We start from the raw sequence: 17291 nt of genomic DNA, 5'->3' as shown, positions 1-17291 counted from the left end.
TCAGTGCCGGAGGGCGCGTCAGCGCAGGTAGAACGGGTAGACCAGGTTGTCGGCGCGCAGGTCCGCGAGCCGGACGTAGGCGATGTCGATCCACACCATGGTCGGCTCCTCCCCCGGGGTCACGGACACCCCGGTCACCTGGATCCGCGGCTCCCAGCGGCCGAGCGCCTGCTCGATCTCCGCCCGCAGCGCGGCCCGGGTGGCGGCGGTGTTCGGCGCCATCAGGAACTGCCGCAGCCCGCAGCCGAAGTCGGGCCGCATGACGCGCTCGCCGGGCTCGGTGTCCAGGATCGTCTCGATCGACTGCCGGACGAGGTCCGTCCCGCTCGCCCAGGCCAGTCCCCCGCCCGGCCCGCCGGCGGCCGTCCGCGGCCGGAAGGGCAGCCGGATCCCGGTGCCGAGCCAAGCGTCGGCGGGTGCGCCCGCGTCGGTTGCTGCCATGCCGTCGATGGTGCTCGGGGCGCGTCACGGGCGCGTTATCGCCGCGGGCTGCCGGTCCGCCCCGAGCCGCGGCAACGCTTTTGCGCGAGAAGTCGGCCTGGCCGACTTCTCGCGCTACCTCTCTCGCTCCGTTCACTCGAAGTGGCGGGGCGTGGCCTGGCGGAGGACGGAGCGGAGAAGGGCTTCGGCGCTTCCCGGGGTGGCCAGCCAGCGCTGCATCTCGGTGTGGGCGGCCCGGCGGCGGGGGCTGATCGCGCGGACCGGGCGGGAGAACTGGGCGCTGAGGCACCACCACATCTCGACCCGGGCCCAGGTGAGGCGGCCGATCACGGCGCGGGGTGCAGGTAGATCGGGTGGGCGTCGAGGCCGAGGTAGGCGATCGCCCCCACCGTGCCGGTGTGGATGAGCTGGTGGGCGATCCGCTCGGCGGAGGCCGGGGAGAAGTAGTCGGCGAGGTAGCCGGCCTGGTCCTCGTCCAGCGGGAGCCGGGCGAGGGTCGTGCGGATGGCGTCGAGGGCGTGGGAGAGCTCGGCAAAGGTGGCGGCCGAGGTGACGCCCTTGATCTCGACGCTGACGGGGAAGGGGAGTTCGACGCTCACCGCGCGCCCTCGCCGTCGATCAGCGCCCACATGATCTTGCCGGGGCCGAGGGTTCGCGGGCAGCAGCCCCAGTCGGTCGAGAGCTGCGAGACGAGCCAGAGCCCGCGCCCGGCCTCGTCGTGCGGGGAGGCCGGGAACGGGAGGGCCGGCCGGCCGGCGTCCGCGTCGTGCACCTCGATGCGGAGGGCGGAGGGACGGAGCTCGAACCGGATGAAGATGAGCCGCCCCGGCGGGGTCTTGGCGTGCAGCACGGCGTTGGTGACGAGCTCGCCGAGCACCAACTCGGCGGATTCGAGGAACCGTTCACCGTTGGGCTGCTGGGCGAGGAAGGTGCGGAGCAGCCGCCTGGCGAAACCGGCGGACTTGCGGTGCCTGGGCAGCCACCAGGAGAACGGGTCGGCGGGGATGGGCGGCTTCTCCAACGATCCGGGCATGGCAGGGCCTCCTCCGGGAGTAATGGGAAAGTTCGCGATCCGGAGAGCGGCGAGAGGCATGGGAATGCCCGAGCGATGAGCCGCGAGGATCACGCTGCGTGGTGACGTACGCCACACTCCGTAAGTGTGCACTGATGCAGATGCGCCTCGCAACATGAAGTCTGCAATTTGCAGTTCAGTGCGCTTCTCCCCGACGATCCGTCACAATGCATGCTGGAGAGGCCAAGAGAGGATCGAGCATGAACGACGGACCAAGGCCGACAGTGCGCGGCCGTCGCCTGGGCTCGGAGCTTCGACGACTCCGAGAGATCGCGAACAAATCCACGGAAGATGCGGCCGCGTCCCTCAAGTGCTCCCGCGCGAAGATCAGCCGGATAGAGACCGGCTCAGTGGGGATCCGGCGATTGGATCTCGGGATCCTGCTGGACCTCTACGGTGTCACCGGACCGAGCGACAGGGACGCCCTCGAAACACTGGCCCGGGAAAGCAAGAAGCGCGGCTGGTGGCATGACTATGGCGACACGATCCCACCCGAGTACGCAGACTTCCTCTACCTGGAAGGCGATGCCAGGTACATCCAGACATGGCAACCCCTGGTTCTGCCCGGCCTGTTGCAGACCGAGGACTACGCCCGGGCCTTGCTCGCGGCCAACCCTGCCGCCGTTCGCCCTGAGCGCATCGACCAACTCGTCAAGGTGCGGATGGAGCGCAAGGATGTTCTGGCCAAGTCAGATCCCGCACGCTTCTGGGCAATCATCTGGGAGCCTGCCCTCCGGTGCCCGGTAGGCGGCCTCGACGTACAACGCGCACAGCTGAACTACCTGGTCGAGGCCGCTCAGCGCCCGAATGTCACATTGCAGGTCGTCCCGCTCAGCGTCGGTGCCCTCGCCGGAGCGTGCGGCGCGTTCGTGATGTTCGGATTCACAGACTCGCCGACTCCGGGGACAGTGTTTCTTGAGACTCTGACCAGCAGCCACTACCTGGAGCAGGAAGCAGAACTCGACGGCTACGGACTCGTCTTCGACTACCTGCGCTCATCGGCACTGAACCCGGCCCAGTCGATCGATATGATCACCGCCATCGCGATGGAATCGTGAGTACGAGATCAGAACAAGAGGGTGAGCAGATGACCATGCCGGCGATCTCCGCTCGTGGCTGGTACAAGAGCAGCTACAGCGCACAGGCCAACGACTGCGTAGAGGCTGGGCTCGTCCTCAACAGTGGGGGCATGGCGGTCCGCGACTCCAAGGACCCTGGCGGACCGACGCTCGTCTTCCCCGCCGACGCGTGGACGACCTTCATCACCGCCGTCAAGACCGGCGAACTCCTCCCCAACACCTGAACACCCTCGCGCGAGAAGTCGACCCAGCCGACTTCTCGCGCAAATCGCAAAGGAACTTGAGTGATGATCATCGACCAGAGCAGTCCGGAGCTGAGCCGCGCCACCTGGCGAAAGAGCAGGTTCAGCGCCAACCAGGGCAACTGCATCGAGGTCGCTGACGGCTTCGCCGGCATCGTTCCCGTTCGTGACTCCAAGGACCCCGGCGGCCCGGCGCTCGTCTTCCCCGCCGACGCGTGGACAACCTTCATCACCTCCATCAAGACCGGCGAACTCCTCCCCAACACCTGAACACCCTCGCGCGAGAAGTCGACCCAGCCGACTTCTCGCGCTCAGTGAGCAGGCGTCGAGGCTGCTGATCTCCGAAGTGGCAGGAAGCTATGGACACGGTTGATCTGACAGAAGCGGTGTGGTTCAAGTCCAGCCGCAGCAACGGACAGTCCGCCTGTGTTGAGGTCGCGTTCCTCAACAGCGGCATCGTTCCCGTTCGTGACTCCAAGGACCCCGGCGGGCCGGCGCTCGTCTTCCCCGCCGACGCGTGGACAACCTTCATCACCTCCATCAAGACCGGCGAACTCCTCCCCAACACCTGAACACCCTCGCGCGAGAAGTCGACCCAGCCGACTTCTCGCGCTCACTTGTCAGCGCCCAGCTGCTTCCACTCCTTGGGTAGCTTGCTCTTCATCTCGGCGATCGCCCTGGTGTACTTGCCGGGCGCGATCGCCTGAGCGTCCTGCACATCCTTGGCGATCGCCTCCTTGAACTTGCCCTGCACCAGCAGCCTCGTCTGGTCCGCTCGCCAGCCCTTGTCAGCCGTACCCCAACTTCCGGTCTTCTTGTGGTCGGCGATGTCCATCTCCACAGCAGGGGCGGTGTAGCGCGAGACCACATTCAACGCCTGAGTGATCTCGGCGGTCCTACCACCCACCGCCTGAGCGTCCTTGGTGGCCTTCCACGCGGGCATGTGGTTGCGTTCCGTACCCTTGGTCGCCCGATTCTTGCCGCCCCTGGGGTTCTTCACGCCGAGAGTGTTGTACGGTCCGCCGTGATACGTGCGGGTGCCGAGCCTGACCCTGGGCTTCTTCTTGGTCTGCGGACTCATCCGGGCGTCGATCAGCGACTCGTCGCCCTGGCGCTGTTCTTCGAGCAGGGTGAAGCCGTACGTCTTCTTGATCCCGGCGAGAGCCGTGCGCAGCTCGTCCTCCTCGAACGGGTCGGTCAACGACTCCTGGGCGAGGGCGCCGATCGCCTGGAGGCCGCCCTGCCAGCGTTTCAGCTTCTCGGGGCTCATCTCCTGCTCCGGCTTGGCGGGCTTGCTCGGCTTCGGGGCTGCGTGCGGTGCGGCACCGCCCTTCGCGGGCGCCGCCGCGCCCGGGCCCTCGTGCCAGGTGCCGGCCTTCCGGTCGTCCCGTCCGGACTTCTTCGGCACGTGGTCGTTCATCAAATCGGTCATGAACTTGTCCGCGCTGAAGGCGACTTCGCCGAACTTGACCTCCGGCACCTTCCCCGAGCCGAGGACGTGCTCGACGTCGGCGCCGATCCCGAACTCGCCCGGCAGCGGGTACTCCAGCTGGAACAGCGGCCAGGTCCAGCGGTGGCTGGGCGCCGGGGACCACCAGGGGCTGACCAGGGCGACGAAGAGGTCGCCGCCGAGGCCGAGGAAGGGCTGGGCGGCGATCTCCAGGTGGCCGCCGATGAAGAACTCGCCGTGCTTGCCGGCCTTGGGGTCGGCGACTTCGCGGTAGCCGATCCGCGGGGTGGCCTCCACGTAGCCGCGGATCCCGGCGAGGGCGTTCAGCGCCACGCCCGCCTTGATGTCGTGGCCGAGGAGTTCGACGCCCGCGCCGCCCTGGGCGACCAGCCGGAGCCCCGCGAACGCGGAGACGTTGAGGGTGCCGGTGATGCCGAAGTCCTTCAGGACCTCGGGCTTGGTGGACCAGGTGCCGGTGAGTGCCATCCGGTCGAGCGTGGCCGGGCCGAGTTTGGCGAGCAGTTCCAGGCCGACGTTGGCGAAGACGAAGACGTTGCCGACCAGCGGCACGCCGTACAGGGCGCGCACCTCCAGTTTGGGCAGCGGTTTGACCCAGTCCTTCTGCTCGAACAGCGGCTTGGTCATCCTCGGCGTGATCTTTCCGACCAGGGTGACGTCCCCGTGGTGGTCGACCACCACCAGGGCCTCGCCGCTCAGCCATTCGGCGAGCTGAACGCTGACCGTTCCCCAGCCGACAACCACGCGCGGCCCGGGGCGCGGGCCAGTGGGGCCCGAGGCCTGTTCGTCCTCGGGGACGGACGGCTTCGGCGCCGCCGCCTTGGCCTGAGCGGCGGCGACCTGTTCGCCCGTCAGCCGGCCGGCGCTCTGCTCGTCGGTGGCGACCAGGGTCACCTCGCCGTCGAACTTGTCGTTGGCGTAGTGGACGCTGCCGCGCACGTCGACGACGCCGCCCGCGAGGGCCGCCGTCACCGATCCCTTGAAGCCCTTCAGGTCCACCTCGACCGTGGCCTCGCCGGACAGCCGCCCCTCAGCGTCCCGCTTGACCGGCAGGGTGACGACGGCGAGCCCGGGCACCGTGCCGGTGGCGGTCGCGTCGAAGGTGACCAACTCGTCGGCGAGGCCGAGCGCGCCGGTGGCGTCGAGGAAGCCGCCGAGCCGGAAGTGCAGCCCGGCCGCCCGGATCAGCAGCTTCGGCCCGTCGAGCCGGTTCTCCACCGCGGGCAGCTTCAGCGCGCTCACCCCGGCGAGCCCCAACTGATCGGCGTGCTCGGCGACTTGGCCGAGCAGTTCGGCCGGGCCGGTGAGCAGCCGGCCCTTCACGACGGCGGAGGCGTGGCCCTCCAGCAGACCGCCGCGCACCCGGACGGCGAGCACCGGCTCGACGCCGTACCGGGTGAGCGGCAGGAAGAACGGGTGGGCCAGCGGCAGGGTTTCGTAGTCCGGGCCGGTGGTCAGGCCCTCGTCGGTCTTCCGGAGGTTGAGCGTCCCGGTGGCGAGGGTGCCCAGCGCGGCCCGGACGGGGCCACCGACGGGGCCCTTCCGCTCCAGGTACGCGGTGACGGCCGGGGTGGGCGCCAGGGCGGCGCCGCCCTCCAGCGCGAGGACGTCCCGGGGCACGTCGGGCGCGACGGCCGGGCGCGCGGGCACGGCGCCCGCCAGCTGCCCGGCGAGGGCGCCGGCGGGCCCTTCCGTCGCAGGCCCGGGCGCCGCCCTGGGCGCGGCGGGCGCGGGCGGTTTGACCTCACGAGCGGGGCCGGCCATCAGCGGCCTCCGCACAGCGGGTCGGGCGGGGAGCTCTCGACGGGCGGCGGCGAGCCGGTGGCGCCGGTGGTCGGGTCGAGCGCGGCCACCAGGTCGGCGGCCGCCGCCTGGGCCTCCGGATCGGCGCCCGGCGCGCTCGGCTTGAAGGGCGCCCGCGCCGCCATCGTGGCCGTGGCGCCCGGTGCGCCGAGCAGGTCGTCGAGCCGGCCCGGCCCGGGGTTGCCCGGCCCGGGCCCGGTGAGCAGCGTGGCGAGGTCGTGCCCGGGGGCGCTGAGGTACGCCTGGAGGGCGCCGAGGGCGACGAGGTCCGGTGGCAGGCAGAAGCGCAGCGCGAGCAGCCACCAGAGCTGGAAGGCGAGCACCACGATCGGCAGGAAGAGGCTGAACAGGAAGAACGCCACGATCATGAAGAGTTCGAGCGCGAAGGTGCAGATCCGGAAGTCGGTGCCGCCGGGTGTGCCGCTGCCGGGCTTCGGGATGTCGCCGCCGGTGACGGGCAGTTGGGAGCCGGGCGGGGTGGTGACCGCCACGCCGCCGGGGCCGGCCGGGCGTCCGGCGCGGGCGGCGAGGGCCCGCAGGTCCGGCATGGTGATCGAGACCTTGTGGTTCTTGGTGCCCTCCGGGTCGTAGAACGCGGCGAGGCTGAACGGCTCGGTGCCGGCGCTCCAGGACTCCTGCGGCGGGCAGTGCTCGTGGCCCGGGGCCGGCGGCCGGCGGGCGACGCAGCGCAGCTCGTACACGTGCTGGTCGTCGAGTTTGGGGGCGCCCTGGTCGTCGTGCTCGCCGGAGAGGGTCGGCACCAGGCCGAACCAGAGCGAGCGGGTGGCGGCCCGCTCGCACTCCCAGGCGGGGGTGGGGATCCGCCACATCGGCAGTTCCTGCTCCGGTTCGGGCCTGCCGTCCGCGCCCACGGTGCCGGTGGGCACCCAGTGCGGGCCCTTGGGGCCGGTGGTCCAGCTCTGCTCGACGGGCGGCCCGAGGGCGGCGAGCAGGTCGCCGTGCTCGGCCTCGAAGCGGGCGCGGTAGGCGAGGTCGGCCCAGAGCACATTGGGCAGGTCCCGGTCGGTGAGCCGGCCGGCTGCGGCGCCGCGGGCGGCCAGCAGGTCGGTGGTCAGCGCCCTCGCGAGCCGGCGCACGGCCGCCCGTTCGGAGGTCGGGACGGTCCGCTGCTGCCGCCGCAGCACCATCCGCAGCTGCACGCCCTCGGCCGCGGCGCCGGGCCGGGGCAGCCCGGGCCGGGGCAGCCCGGGCCGGTCGCAGAACAGCTCGACGACGACGGCGTAGAAGCGGTGGTGGCCGGGCTGGTAGAGCTTGCGCAGCGGCGTGGCGACCATGGTGTGGGTGGCGAAGCGCAGCCGTCCGCGCCGGGCCTGGCCGGCCGGCACCGGGACGGGGTAGGCGTACACGTCCTCGACCGGGTCGAAGGCGAGCGAGGCGCGCGGGTCCGCCGTCAGCCGGGCGACGAAGTCGGGGGCGTCGTACTTCTGCAGGGCCGGGGCGGCCGCCCGGGGGTCGAAGCGGTCGAAGCCGCCGCGCTCGCAGACGTACCAGGGCGCGCGCAGCTGGAACCCGTGGGCCGCGGCGGTCACCAGATGTTCCCGGCGCCCGGCGTGTAGGCCGGTGACATGACCATCTGCTCGGCGGTCAGGGTGCCGACCTGGACGATGCCGCTGAAGGTGGCCAGCGGCGCGTCGACCTTCACCATCGGCGCGGTGACGTCGACCGAGACGTTGGCCCTGATCTCGACCGTGGTGGCGGTCAGCCGGACCTCGCAGCCGGTGGCGTGCCGCACCGTCACGGTCTGGGCGGCGTCGTCGAGGCTCACCTGGTGGCCGGAGGCCATGGTGATCCGCACCTTGGCGGCGCCGGCCGTGTCGTCGAACTCCAGCCGGCTGTCCGCCCGGGAGCGCAGCAGCCGGATGTCGTTCGCCCGCTCGGGCTGGTGCGGCAGGGCCTCCCGGCCGTTCCAGGCCGCGCCGAGGATGTACGGGCGGCGCAGGTTGCCCGCCTCGAAGACCACGACCACCTGGCTGCCGACCTCCGGGAGGACGAGCAGCCCCTGGTCGTGGTCGGCGTACGGCGAGCAGAGCGTGGCCCAGGCCCGGACGTCGCGGTCGCCGTCGGTGCCGAGCCAGGGGAAGCGCACCTCGACCCGGCCGAGCTTCTGCTCGTCCACGATGTCGGTGACCAGGGCGGGGTAGGCGCCGTGGTAGCCGGGCGCGGCGCCGTCGGACGGGCTGGGCAGGGGCATCGGTTCACCTCGGTTCACGTCTCGGTTCACGTCTCGGTTCACGTCTCAGTTCACGTCGTTGAGCGTGGCCCGCTCGGCCTCGAAGCGGGTGCGGAAGCCGTGCTCCAGGTCGAAGCCGTGGCACAGCCGGGTGACGTAGTAGCCGGGGCCGTCGAAGGGGGCGCCGACGTCCCGCAGGGTGAGCCGGCTGCCGACGACCAGGTCGGGCGTGCCGTTGGTGAGGCCGGTCGCGACGACGAAGCGCCGGCCGCGCCGGAGCATCTCGGCCCGCGCCCAGGCGGACGCCTCGGCCGCGTTCAGGGCGACCTCGCGCACCCGCAGGGTGCTGCTGGGGCCGAGTGCCCGGGCCAGCAGGCGCACGCCGGTGCGGCCGCCGCCGGCCTCGGCCTCGACCAGCTCGGGGCCGGCCCGCTCGTCGACGCCCTCCCGGCGTTCGGCGTCGTAGCCGGTGACCACCACCTCGCTGCGCTGGTGCGCGAGGTCGGCCGTCAGCCGGGCGGACAGCAGGTCGCGGCCGAGCACCAGGGTGAGCGCGGTGCCCGGCCGGGTGTCCCGGGTGCGCAGGTGCAACGTGCCGCCGGTGCACCAGAGTTCGGCCTGGAGCAGGCGGGCGCGCTCGCGCAGGAAGGCGAGGTCGCTCTGGTTCAGCTGCTGGACGACGTCGTAGCGCGGGCCGGGCGCGGCGGTGTCCGCCCGCAGGCCGTGCTCGCGGGCGACGGCCTCGGCGAGGTCGGCGTCGGTCACCTGCGTGTAGGTGCGCGTCCGGCGGGTCATCCGCAGCCGCATCAGGGCGTCCTCGGCGTGCACCACGACCAGGGGCGGGTCGCCGTCGCCGAGGACGAGCTCCAGGCCGGAGACGGTGCCGTCGAAGACGTTGCGCTGGTCGGCGTCGGGGCCGAGGGCGACCTTGAGCGCGCTGCCGAGGTCGACCGTCCGCCCGTCCAGGTGCAGCAGGCTCTGCTGCGGGCCCCGGGCGCCGACGCCGCTGGCCAGGAAGGTCGCCCGCAGGGTGCGCAGGCCCTCGGTGCCCTCGCCGACCTCCAGGCGGACGCAGTCCCGGCCCAGGTCACGCACGAGGTCGCTGCCGACGGTGAAGACCGGGGCGACGGCGGTGACGCCCGGCTCAGTCATCGAAGCCCACCGCGGCGACCCGCCCGGCCAGCCAGCGCGCCCGGTCGAGCGCCGCGCACAGCTCCTCGGCCCGCTCCGCCTCCCCGGCGCCGCCGCGCCCGGCGGCGGGCGCCGGGCCGGGCGCGGCCGCGGGGACGACGTCGGTGTGGACTTCGCCGATGTGCACGGTCATGGCGCCTCCCGGGTCCTCTACGGCCGCCACCTCAGGGTGCTCGGCGGTGCGTCACGGCGGCGTTGCGCGCAGTCCGCCGCCGCCCGGGCGGGCGTCACCGGCGGCAGGTGCTCCCACGGCGGCGTCACGCCGTCCGGCGGCGGCAGTTCGCGGGCGCGGGCCCGGCCGGCCAGGCTGCGGGCGCCGCCGGTCTCCGCCTCGGCGCGGGTGTCCGCGTCGGCGCGGCTGCGCAGCGGCACGCCCTGGCCGTACGTCAGGGCGCGCGGGTCGGGCGGCGGGGCGGCGCCGGTCGGGGGTACCGGGCCGGGGACGGCGAAGGCGCAGCGGGCCAGGTCGACGGCCCGGGCGGCCCGGGCGCCGGTCACCGTGCTCAGCGAGGCGGCGATCCCGCCGCCGGCCGAGAGCGCGAAGCCCGCGGCCGTCAGGTCGTCCGTGCCGCTCCCGCTGCTGGGAGCGGCACCTTCGGGATCCGGCCCGAGGCCCAGCGCCCCGGCGAGCCCGGCGACGGAGGTGGCCGCGGCCTCGCCGGCGAACCCGGCCGACAGGCCGAGGCCGCCGCCCGCCTCGACCTCGACGCCGAGGTGCACGTTGAACCCGGCGGTGAGCCCGAGCGGGCTGTCCAGCCCCCGCATCGCCGCCCGCCAGGCCGCCGGGTCGAGCCCGAGGCGGGCCAGCAGCTGCTGGGCGCTCTCCCCGCCCCGGGCCTGGACGACCTGCTGCGGCCGGTTCGTGCCGGCCGTGCCGGGGGTGGAGCCGGCCGGCGGCGTGCCCGGGTCGGTGGCGGCGCGGGCGTCGCGCGCGCCGGCGCCCTTCTCGTGCGCTTCGAGGCCGAAGTCCTGCTCGGTGACGCTGACGCCGACCTTGGCCCGCAGCGGGGTGCCGTCCGGGGCGAACAGGTCCAGTTCCTCGGTGACCTGGGTGACGATCCCGTCGAACCGGAACGTCCCCCACTGGAACCGGACGATCGGCGGCGGGTCGCCCTTCTTGCGCGGCGGCGGCTCGACGAACTGCCGGACCACCGCCGTCCACTCCCGGACGTCCGTGTACGCGCCGGGGCCGCCCTGCTCCGCCGTGTCGAAGGCCAGGTCGAAGGCGAGCACGGCGGGCTCCGCCGAGGGGTTCTGGCGCTTCTCGGTGCGGGTGCCGACGCCGCCGCGGTCGACGTTGTTGTTCCGGCTGAGCCGCAGCGAGACGGGGTTGAACTGGACCTCGACCGCCGGACCGTCCCCCTTGACCAGCGGCGGCCGGTCCTTGCCGCCGGCCCGGTCCACCCGGAGCCGCTGCAGGGTCGCGTGGGCCAGCTCCGCCATCAGGTGCCCTCCAGTCGCAGGCCCTCGTGGGCGATGTGCAGTTCCTCCATGGCGATCTCGCCGGTGCGCGCGTTGAGCGCCGGCCCGGTGAGCTTGACGGGCAGTCCGCGGGTGAACCGCCAGTGGGCGACGGTCCTGGCCCCGGTCGGGTCCAGCACCTCGATGTCGCCGTCGTAGCGGGCCGCCCGCCGTTCGCCGCTGACGATGCCGTACAGCCAGTCCCAGAGCGCGGTGTCGGCCCGGCCGCCGGGGGTGGGCACGAGCATGCCGCGCTTGAGCACGATCGGCTGGAGCCTGATCCGGCCCGTCCCCCGGGCCAGTCCGTCGTTGCGGCCGCCCTCGGGGTGGTCGCCGACCTCCATCTCCAGCTCCAGGCCGGCGCACTCCTGGAAGCCGCCGTCGCCGAGCCGGTCCGCCGGGCCGTCCGCCCCGGCGGCCGCCCCCGGGCCGGCGGCCGTCCCGCCGTCCAGGCTGGGCGGCGGCGTCGCGGTCGGGCCCGGGGAGGTGCTGCGCCGCAGCGAGATCCGGAAGTTGAAGCCCTGCACCAGCTCGGCCATCGCTCAGCCCGCCACTCTGACGTCGCCGTCCGCGTCCTGGGCGATCCGCAGGACGAGGTATTCGAGCGGCTGGGCGGGCGCCACCCCGATCTCGGCGACCAGCCGGCCCAGCCCCTGCGACCGCGCGGGGTTCAGCTCCTCGTCGCAGCGGACGAAGAAGGCCTGCGCCTCGGTGGCCCCGCCGAACGCCCCGGCACGGAACAGGTCGCGCAGCAGCCTGGTCACCGCGCCGCGCAACTCGTCCCGCAGCTGCGGCGAGTTGGGCTCGAAGGCGAGGCTCTGCGCCTGGCGTTCGAGGACGAGGCGCAGCATCGTCATCAGGCGGCGCACGCTCAGCTGGCGGTAGTCCGGGTCGCGGGAGAGCGTACGGGCGGAGGCCAGCCGGAAGCCGTCCCGCTCGGCGGCGAACACGTCGATCCCGAGCAGGTGGAGCTCGTCGAGCTCGGCCGGGGCGGGCTGGTCGGCCGCCGTCACGGCCCCGGCCGCGAGGGCGTTGGCCGGGCCCCAGGGGATGCCGAGCCGGTGCTCGCGGTCGGCGATGATCCCGGCGGCGAACGCGGACGGTGGCACTTGGACGGCGCTCAGCCGCGGGTCGTCCGGGTCGACGACGCCGAGCCACGGGTGGTGCGCGGCCGCGTAGGAGCTGTCGAAGCCGGCGCGCCAGCGGGTGGTCAGGCGCAGCGGCAGCCCGGGCGGCACGTCCAGCAGGGCGACGAAGCGGCGCTGGCGCTCCGCCAGGTCGACGAGCCGGCGCTGGCGACGCAGGATCTCGGCGAGCGCGCCCGGGTCGCGGCCGTCGAGCAGCACCGCCCGCTCCGGCGGCGGCGGGTAGACCACGGGGACGGCCGGGGGCGGGCAGCGCCCGTCCGCCCGCTCGGGCGGCGGCTCCGGCGGGTCGGTGGTGCCGGTGGGCACCGGGTAGTCCCAGAGCAGGTCGGGCACCGAGAGCAGGGCGACCTCGGGTTCCAGGGCGAGCCGGTCGAGGCCGACGAAGGCGGTGCCGTCGTCGGGCAGTCGGTCGCCGCCGACCGGGAACAGCTCGGGCGGGGTGTCGCCGAAGAGGCTGTCCGCCGTGACGGCCGCCCAGCGGTCCGCGCCGGGCCGGACCAGGACGGCGTCGACGACCGGCAGGGTCGGGTCCGGGGGCAGCAGCCGCTCGGGCCAGTCGCCGTCCGGGGCGATCAGCAGGGACTCCTCGGCGAGCACCTGCCGGGCGGGGCGGGGGTGCGCGGCGGACAGGCCGAGGTCGGTGAGGCGTTCGGCGCGGGTGAGGCCGGGGTCGGCGTCGGTGACGGTGACGGTTGCGGTGACGATGTCCGCTTCGAGCTCGACAGCGTCAAGTGCCGCGTCCAGGACGGCCGTTCGGCCGCGCAGCGACTCCTCCACCAGGCGGACGAAGCGGAACACCCCGGCGGGCGGCAGCCCCGGCCCGCGGACCCGGAGCAGGGAGCCGGCCGGCACGGCGACCGCGTCGGGCAGCGGCAGCCGCAGGCCGTCCGCCCGGCCGGTGAAGTGCCGGTCGGCGGCGAACTCCCAGCGCACGGCGAGGCGTCCGCCCCAGCTGCCCTCGTCGGCGGCGACCAGCCCGAGGTCGACGGGCGCGCCGGCGGCGGGGTCGGCCAGCCGGACGGTGTACCGGGCGACGGCGGCCAGCGCGGCCGGGTCGGGCGCGCGCGGCACCGGCGAGACCCGCAGCACGTACGCCCGGCTGCCGCCCTGGGCGAAGAACGCCCGGACGGCGTACGGCAGCAGGCCCGGGCCCTCCAGACCGCCGAAGCGCCGCTGGTACTCCGTCCAGCGCTCGACGGCGACCGGCCGGTCCACCGGCCCGCGCGGCGCCACCCCGACGAACCCGGCCACGTCCAGCCGCACCGGCCGGAAGGCGGGCGCCGGCCGCCGGGCGTCCCGGTACACCCCGGGCGCCCCGAGCCGCAGCCCGGGGGCGTTGGTTGGGCTGGTCATTTTGCACTCCCAAGATGCGTAGACCTTCAGGCCGAAGAGATGGGGGTCCCGCTGCCCGGTCGGCGGGAGAAGATGCTGAATCGGAGCTCTGTGGGAGCTCAGTGGTCAGCGACGGGCTGCGCCAAGGACCCTTGTCAGTGGCCTCCGGTACGTTGATTTCGTGCACCTTCGATACTCCTATCGCATCTATCCAACGACGAGTCAGCGTGCGGTGCTGGCACGAACGTTCGGGTGCGCGCGAGTGGTGTACAACGACGCTCTCGCGATACGGAAATCGGCCCGAAAAACGGGGCAGCCGTATCCCAGGAGCACGGATCTCCAAAAGCTGGTGATCACGGCCGCGAAGAAGACGGGAGAGCGCGCGTGGCTTGCCTCGGTAGGGGTCGATCCGCTGATCCAGTCCTTGCGAGACCTTGACGCGGCGTACCGGAATTTCTTCGACTCCGTCTCGGGGAAACGCGCCGGGCGGCCGGTAGGCCTGCCACGGTTCAAGTCCCGGAAGGACAGCCGGCAGTCGCTGCGGTTCACCCGCAACGGGTTCCGCATCCGGTCCAATGGGAAGCTGAATCTGGCGAAGATCGGCGACGTGCGGGTGAAGTGGTCCCGGCGCCTTCCGGCCGACCCGTCGTCGGTGACCATCGTGCTCGATCCGGCCGGCCGCTACCACGCCTCGTTCGTGGTGGAGATAGAACCGGAGCCACTGCCCGAGGTCGATGCCGAGGTCGGCATCGACCTCGGCCTGACCACATACGCCGTCCTCTCGGACGGCAGCGTTATCAACAACCCCCGTTTCCTGCGCAAGGCGGAGAAGAAGCTCAAGGCCGCGCAGCGGGAGCTGTCCCGCAAGGCCAAGGGCAGCAAGAACCGGGCCAAGGCCCGCAGGAAGGTCGCCAAGGCGCACGCCAAGGTGGCCGACACCCGCATGGACTGGCTGCACAAGCAGACCACCCGGATCATCCGCGAGAACCAAGCGGTGTACCTGGAGGACCTGAACGTGCGCGGCCTCGCCCGGGGCCCACTCGCCAAGTCCGTCCACGACGCCGGATGGTCCATCTTCCGTCGTCTCCTCGAAGAGAAGGCGGCCCGGTACGGACGCCACGTCGGCACCATCGGCCGCGCGTTCCCGTCGTCCCAGCTCTGCTCGGCGTGCGGGCACCGTGACGGACCCAAGCCCCTCGCCGTACGCGAGTGGGCCTGTGACACTTGCGGTGTACAGCATGATCGCGACCTCAACGCTGCTCGCAACATCCTGGCCGCCGGGCAGGCGGACAGGCTAAACGCCCCTGGAGGGCCGGTCAGACCCGGCGTGGCAATCTCACGCCAGGCACGGCCCGGTGAACGGGGAACCCACCTTGGCGACCGGCGGACCACGAGCGTCCGTGCCGCAGGCGCGGGAGGAATCCCCCGGCCGTAGCCGGGGGATGATGTCAAAGCGACGCGAAGTCGATCCGCTCGGCGACGAGGTGGAGTTCCTCCATCGCGACCTCGCCGCCGCCCTTGCCGGCAAGGGTGGGGCCGACCCACTTCTTGGGCTGGGCGTTGTGCAGCGTCCAGGAGCAGACCGGGGTGCGGGCCTCGTCGTGGAGGGTGACGACGACCGTCCGGGGGTCGAAGTCGCCCTCCCGGGTGGCCTTGATCCAGTTGAACAGCCGCAGGTCGCCGATGATGCCGCGCTTGAGGGTGACGTCGTCGGTGGTGTTGGTGTTGGCGATCTTGCGGACGTGGTTCTCCTTGTCGTTGCCGTTGCGGTACTCGGAGAACTTCACCTCGTTGCCCGCGCCGGTGAAGTCGGAGAAGCCGCCGGCGATCTGGTCCTCGCCGCCGGCGTCGCCGAGTTTGACGAGGAAGTTGAAGGCTCCGTACGGGTTGTTGCGGGTGGCCATGTGCCCTCTCCTTCGCTGAGAATGACGCCGCGTCAGACGGCCGGCGCGTCGGCGGTGAACTGGCCGATCCGGAAGATCACGAACTCGGCCGGGTAGGTGGGGGCGACCCCGATCAGGCAGATCATCCGGCCGTTGTCGATGTCGTTCTGGGTCATCGTGGTGCGGTCGCAGCGGACGAAGAAGGCCTCCTCCGGCTTGCCGCCCATCAGCGCGCCGCTCTTCCAGGTGACCAGCAGGAAGTCCTCGACGGACTGCCGCACCGAGGCCCAGAGCCGCTCGTTGTTCGGCTCGAACACCGCCCACTGGGTCGACTTGTCGATCGAGTGCTCCAGGTAGATGAACAGCCGGCGGACGTTGACGTACTTCCACTCCGGGTCCGAGCTCATCGTCCGCGCGCCCCAGACCCGGTTCGACCGGCCCTCGAAGAAGCGCAGCGCGTTGATCCCCTCGGGGTTGAGGACGGCCTGCCGGTCGTAGGTCACGTTGGTGACGAACTCGCTCATGCCGTAAACGACTTCGTTCGCCGGGGCCTTGAACACCCCGCGGTCGTTGTCGCTGCGGGCGTAGATCCCGGCGACGAAGCCGGAGGGCGGCAGGTCCAGCGTCGGCGTGGGCGCGCCCGGGTCGGGCCGCCGGGTGGGGTCGGTGATCCGCAGCCACGGGTAGTAGAGGGCCCCGTAGGTGCTGTCGAACTGCGAGCGGAAGCGGCGCACTTCGGAGATCGAGCTGTCCTTCGGCGGGTCGACGATCGCCATCCGGTAGCGCAGCTGCTCGCAGTGGTCGATCAGCCCGGAGGCCGCCTCCGTCTGGTCCTGGCCGGTGAGGTTCACCGTGTCGGGCATCGCGACGACGGCGATGTCGTCGATCTCGCCGAGCGCGGCCAGCCCGGTGGCCGGCCGGTTGTGGTCGTCCGGGTCGGCGCGCTCGCCCAGCAGCTCCACCGAGGTCGGGTCCTGGCCGTCGCCGCCGCCCGTGAGGAAGCCCGGGTGGGCGGCGTCGAGCGCCAGCAGGGCGGTCAACGTGTCGCCCGGCGTGGGCGGTTGGGCCCCGGGGGCGGTGGGCGCCGGGTAGTCGAGCCAGACCAGGGAGAACTCGTCGGCCGGGTCCTTGGCGGCGAGCACCCTCGCCACCGAGCGCGGGTGGGCGTCGTCGAGTTCGAGCTCGTTGTAGACGTCCAGCCGGTCCGCGCCGGAGCGGACGGTGACGGCCAGGGTGAGGTGGAAGGCGGCCTTGCCGGCGGCCGGGGCGTCCACGCCGCCCTGGGCGTTGCGGTAGCCGAGGCTGCCGTCCGCGGCCCGCGCCACGATCCGGACGTCGGCGGCGTTCGGCTTCGTCCGGTCGCTCGGCGCCGGCGGCTTCCCGCCCACCAGATCGGCCAGTTCGACGGCCGCGCCCGGCTGCACGCCGGTCAGCCGGACGGTGCCGGTGCCGTCCGCGGCGGTGGCCGCGATCAGCACGTTCTTGCTGCGCCGGAACGCCACCGAGACGCCGATCCGCGCCCCGGCCTGCCCCGGCCAGCGGGCCCACCAGCGCAGCACCGGCGTGCCGGTCGCGGGCACCGCGAGCGAGGCGAAGTTGGCCGGCCCGTCGATCGTGTCCGCCGGGCCGGCCGTCTTGACGAAGGAGAACACCCGGGAGACGTACAGACGGCGGCCGCCGTTGGCGAAGAAGGCGCGGGCGGCCAGCGCCAGGTAGCAGGGGCTGCCGTCCCCCAGGGTCAGCCCGCCGTACGCGCGCTCGTACTCGGTGAAGCTGGTGACCAGGGACGGGCCGGGCGTCAGGATCCGCCCGTTGGCGAGGTACGGCACCGGGCCGTACGCCGTCCGGCCGGCCATGCCGAAGGTGCTGGTGGGCACCCCCTCGATGGACCGCGAGCGGAAGCTGGTCTCCTCGACGTAGACGCCTGGGGTCAGGTACTCGGGCATGCGCGGGCCTCCTCGGGCGGCGGGCTGGCGGGTG

Annotated in this window: 19 protein-coding genes; 5 read left to right on the top strand and 14 right to left on the bottom strand. The window is 72.8% G+C overall.

All coding sequences use genetic code 11. The features are described 5' to 3' along the window. Nucleotides 1–18: 18 nt before the first annotated feature. The 4 genes from AB2U05_RS29825 to AB2U05_RS29810 all read right to left on the bottom strand — a co-directional run bounded on the left by AB2U05_RS29825 (nucleotide 19) and on the right by AB2U05_RS29810 (nucleotide 1474). The gene (locus AB2U05_RS29825) at nucleotides 19–441 is read right to left on the bottom strand and encodes a GPW/gp25 family protein (RefSeq protein ID WP_045710154.1); all 423 of its coding nucleotides are present in this window, start codon (nucleotides 439–441) and stop codon (nucleotides 19–21) included. Nucleotides 442–573: 132 nt separating this feature from the next. After that, nucleotides 574–771, bottom strand: a complete 198-nt coding sequence (locus AB2U05_RS29820; RefSeq protein WP_369184782.1) for a hypothetical protein — start codon at nucleotides 769–771, stop codon at nucleotides 574–576. Then, a complete protein-coding gene (locus tag AB2U05_RS29815; RefSeq protein ID WP_045701063.1) occupies nucleotides 768–1040 on the bottom strand; it encodes a hypothetical protein in 273 nt (90 codons plus the stop codon). The genes AB2U05_RS29820 and AB2U05_RS29815 overlap by 4 nt, the downstream gene beginning before the upstream one ends. Beyond that, entirely contained in the window at nucleotides 1037–1474 is a 438-nt protein-coding gene (locus AB2U05_RS29810) for an ATP-binding protein (RefSeq protein WP_369184781.1), read from the bottom strand. Before AB2U05_RS29810 ends, AB2U05_RS29815 begins: the two co-directional genes overlap by 4 nt. A 239-nt stretch (nucleotides 1475–1713) precedes the next feature. Here AB2U05_RS29810 and AB2U05_RS29805 point away from each other — a divergent pair, with 239 nt between their 5' ends. From AB2U05_RS29805 to AB2U05_RS29790, 4 genes are all read left to right on the top strand, one after another. Then, nucleotides 1714–2571: a helix-turn-helix domain-containing protein gene (locus AB2U05_RS29805; protein WP_369184780.1), complete on the top strand. Its 858-nt coding sequence runs from the start codon at nucleotides 1714–1716 to the stop codon at nucleotides 2569–2571. Beyond that, nucleotides 2568–2816: a DUF397 domain-containing protein gene (locus tag AB2U05_RS29800; RefSeq protein WP_369184779.1), complete on the top strand. Its 249-nt coding sequence runs from the start codon at nucleotides 2568–2570 to the stop codon at nucleotides 2814–2816. The genes AB2U05_RS29805 and AB2U05_RS29800 overlap by 4 nt, the downstream gene beginning before the upstream one ends. A gap of 63 nt (nucleotides 2817–2879) precedes the next feature. After that, nucleotides 2880–3104, top strand: a complete 225-nt coding sequence (locus AB2U05_RS29795; protein ID WP_369184778.1) for a DUF397 domain-containing protein — start codon at nucleotides 2880–2882, stop codon at nucleotides 3102–3104. 89 nt (nucleotides 3105–3193) lie between these two features. Then, nucleotides 3194–3406 (top strand): DUF397 domain-containing protein, encoded by a 213-nt coding sequence (locus AB2U05_RS29790; RefSeq protein ID WP_369184777.1) that lies wholly within the window; start codon nucleotides 3194–3196, stop codon nucleotides 3404–3406. Nucleotides 3407–3447: 41 nt separating this feature from the next. Here the strand turns inward: AB2U05_RS29790 and AB2U05_RS29785 are convergent, their stop codons facing one another. The 8 genes from AB2U05_RS29785 to AB2U05_RS29750 are packed head-to-tail and all read right to left on the bottom strand — an operon-like array spanning nucleotide 3448 to nucleotide 13449. Next, the gene (locus AB2U05_RS29785; protein WP_369184776.1) at nucleotides 3448–6066 is read right to left on the bottom strand and encodes a hypothetical protein; all 2619 of its coding nucleotides are present in this window, start codon (nucleotides 6064–6066) and stop codon (nucleotides 3448–3450) included. Beyond that, nucleotides 6066–7655, bottom strand: coding sequence for a hypothetical protein (locus tag AB2U05_RS29780; RefSeq protein ID WP_369184775.1), 1590 nt, complete (start codon nucleotides 7653–7655; stop codon nucleotides 6066–6068). The genes AB2U05_RS29785 and AB2U05_RS29780 overlap by 1 nt, the downstream gene beginning before the upstream one ends. After that, complete coding sequence (locus AB2U05_RS29775; RefSeq protein WP_369184774.1) at nucleotides 7652–8317, bottom strand: phage baseplate assembly protein V; 666 nt, start codon at nucleotides 8315–8317, stop codon at nucleotides 7652–7654. Before AB2U05_RS29775 ends, AB2U05_RS29780 begins: the two co-directional genes overlap by 4 nt. A 45-nt stretch (nucleotides 8318–8362) precedes the next feature. Then, nucleotides 8363–9448 (bottom strand): phage late control D family protein, encoded by a 1086-nt coding sequence (locus AB2U05_RS29770; RefSeq protein WP_369184773.1) that lies wholly within the window; start codon nucleotides 9446–9448, stop codon nucleotides 8363–8365. Then, nucleotides 9441–9620: a hypothetical protein gene (locus tag AB2U05_RS29765; RefSeq protein WP_369184772.1), complete on the bottom strand. Its 180-nt coding sequence runs from the start codon at nucleotides 9618–9620 to the stop codon at nucleotides 9441–9443. Before AB2U05_RS29765 ends, AB2U05_RS29770 begins: the two co-directional genes overlap by 8 nt. A gap of 17 nt (nucleotides 9621–9637) precedes the next feature. Continuing rightward, nucleotides 9638–10930 carry a hypothetical protein gene (locus tag AB2U05_RS29760; protein ID WP_369184771.1) on the bottom strand — a complete coding sequence of 431 codons (1293 nt, stop codon included), beginning with the start codon at nucleotides 10928–10930 and terminating at the stop codon, nucleotides 9638–9640. Further along, on the bottom strand, nucleotides 10930–11487 hold the full coding sequence (locus AB2U05_RS29755; protein WP_369184770.1) for a phage tail protein: 558 nt from the start codon (nucleotides 11485–11487) through the stop codon (nucleotides 10930–10932). Before AB2U05_RS29755 ends, AB2U05_RS29760 begins: the two co-directional genes overlap by 1 nt. Before the next feature lie 3 nt (nucleotides 11488–11490). Then, nucleotides 11491–13449, bottom strand: a complete 1959-nt coding sequence (locus AB2U05_RS29750; RefSeq protein ID WP_369184769.1) for a phage tail sheath C-terminal domain-containing protein — start codon at nucleotides 13447–13449, stop codon at nucleotides 11491–11493. Between the two features lie 160 nt (nucleotides 13450–13609). On the opposite strand from AB2U05_RS29750, the gene AB2U05_RS29745 reads away from it, so the two are divergent. Further along, complete coding sequence (locus AB2U05_RS29745; RefSeq protein ID WP_369184768.1) at nucleotides 13610–14863, top strand: RNA-guided endonuclease InsQ/TnpB family protein; 1254 nt, start codon at nucleotides 13610–13612, stop codon at nucleotides 14861–14863. A gap of 13 nt (nucleotides 14864–14876) precedes the next feature. Here the strand turns inward: AB2U05_RS29745 and AB2U05_RS29740 are convergent, their stop codons facing one another. Together AB2U05_RS29740 and AB2U05_RS29735 are read right to left on the bottom strand one after the other, a co-directional pair. Next, nucleotides 14877–15332, bottom strand: a complete 456-nt coding sequence (locus tag AB2U05_RS29740; RefSeq protein WP_045702813.1) for a phage tail protein — start codon at nucleotides 15330–15332, stop codon at nucleotides 14877–14879. Between the two features lie 32 nt (nucleotides 15333–15364). After that, entirely contained in the window at nucleotides 15365–17257 is a 1893-nt protein-coding gene (locus AB2U05_RS29735) for a phage tail sheath family protein (protein WP_369184767.1), read from the bottom strand. Nucleotides 17258–17291: the final 34 nt, after the last annotated feature.

This window comes from Streptomyces sp. Y1, from assembly GCF_041053115.1.
In the GTDB taxonomy this organism is placed as follows: domain Bacteria; phylum Actinomycetota; class Actinomycetes; order Streptomycetales; family Streptomycetaceae; genus Kitasatospora; species Kitasatospora rubellomurina.
Note: the sequence above shows the minus strand (reverse complement) of the source record. Positions and strands in the feature narration are given on the sequence as shown.

Bases quoted from the DNA above. Each gene is read 5' to 3' on its own strand.
- AB2U05_RS29810 (WP_369184781.1), bottom strand. From the start codon at position 1,474: ATGCCCGGATCGTTGGAGAAGCCGCCCATCCCCGCCGACCCGTTCTCC.
- AB2U05_RS29775 (WP_369184774.1), bottom strand. From the start codon at position 8,317: ATGCCCCTGCCCAGCCCGTCCGACGGCGCCGCGCCCGGCTACCACGGC.
- AB2U05_RS29750 (WP_369184769.1), bottom strand. From the start codon at position 13,449: ATGACCAGCCCAACCAACGCCCCCGGGCTGCGGCTCGGGGCGCCCGGG.
- AB2U05_RS29735 (WP_369184767.1), bottom strand. From the start codon at position 17,257: ATGCCCGAGTACCTGACCCCAGGCGTCTACGTCGAGGAGACCAGCTTC.
- AB2U05_RS29755 (WP_369184770.1), bottom strand. From the start codon at position 11,487: ATGGCCGAGCTGGTGCAGGGCTTCAACTTCCGGATCTCGCTGCGGCGC.
- AB2U05_RS29765 (WP_369184772.1), bottom strand. From the start codon at position 9,620: ATGACCGTGCACATCGGCGAAGTCCACACCGACGTCGTCCCCGCGGCC.
- AB2U05_RS29805 (WP_369184780.1), top strand. From the start codon at position 1,714: ATGAACGACGGACCAAGGCCGACAGTGCGCGGCCGTCGCCTGGGCTCG.
- AB2U05_RS29825 (WP_045710154.1), bottom strand. From the start codon at position 441: ATGGCAGCAACCGACGCGGGCGCACCCGCCGACGCTTGGCTCGGCACC.
- AB2U05_RS29790 (WP_369184777.1), top strand. From the start codon at position 3,194: ATGGACACGGTTGATCTGACAGAAGCGGTGTGGTTCAAGTCCAGCCGC.
- AB2U05_RS29785 (WP_369184776.1), bottom strand. From the start codon at position 6,066: ATGGCCGGCCCCGCTCGTGAGGTCAAACCGCCCGCGCCCGCCGCGCCC.
- AB2U05_RS29770 (WP_369184773.1), bottom strand. From the start codon at position 9,448: ATGACTGAGCCGGGCGTCACCGCCGTCGCCCCGGTCTTCACCGTCGGC.
- AB2U05_RS29795 (WP_369184778.1), top strand. From the start codon at position 2,880: ATGATCATCGACCAGAGCAGTCCGGAGCTGAGCCGCGCCACCTGGCGA.
- AB2U05_RS29760 (WP_369184771.1), bottom strand. From the start codon at position 10,930: ATGGCGGAGCTGGCCCACGCGACCCTGCAGCGGCTCCGGGTGGACCGG.
- AB2U05_RS29740 (WP_045702813.1), bottom strand. From the start codon at position 15,332: ATGGCCACCCGCAACAACCCGTACGGAGCCTTCAACTTCCTCGTCAAA.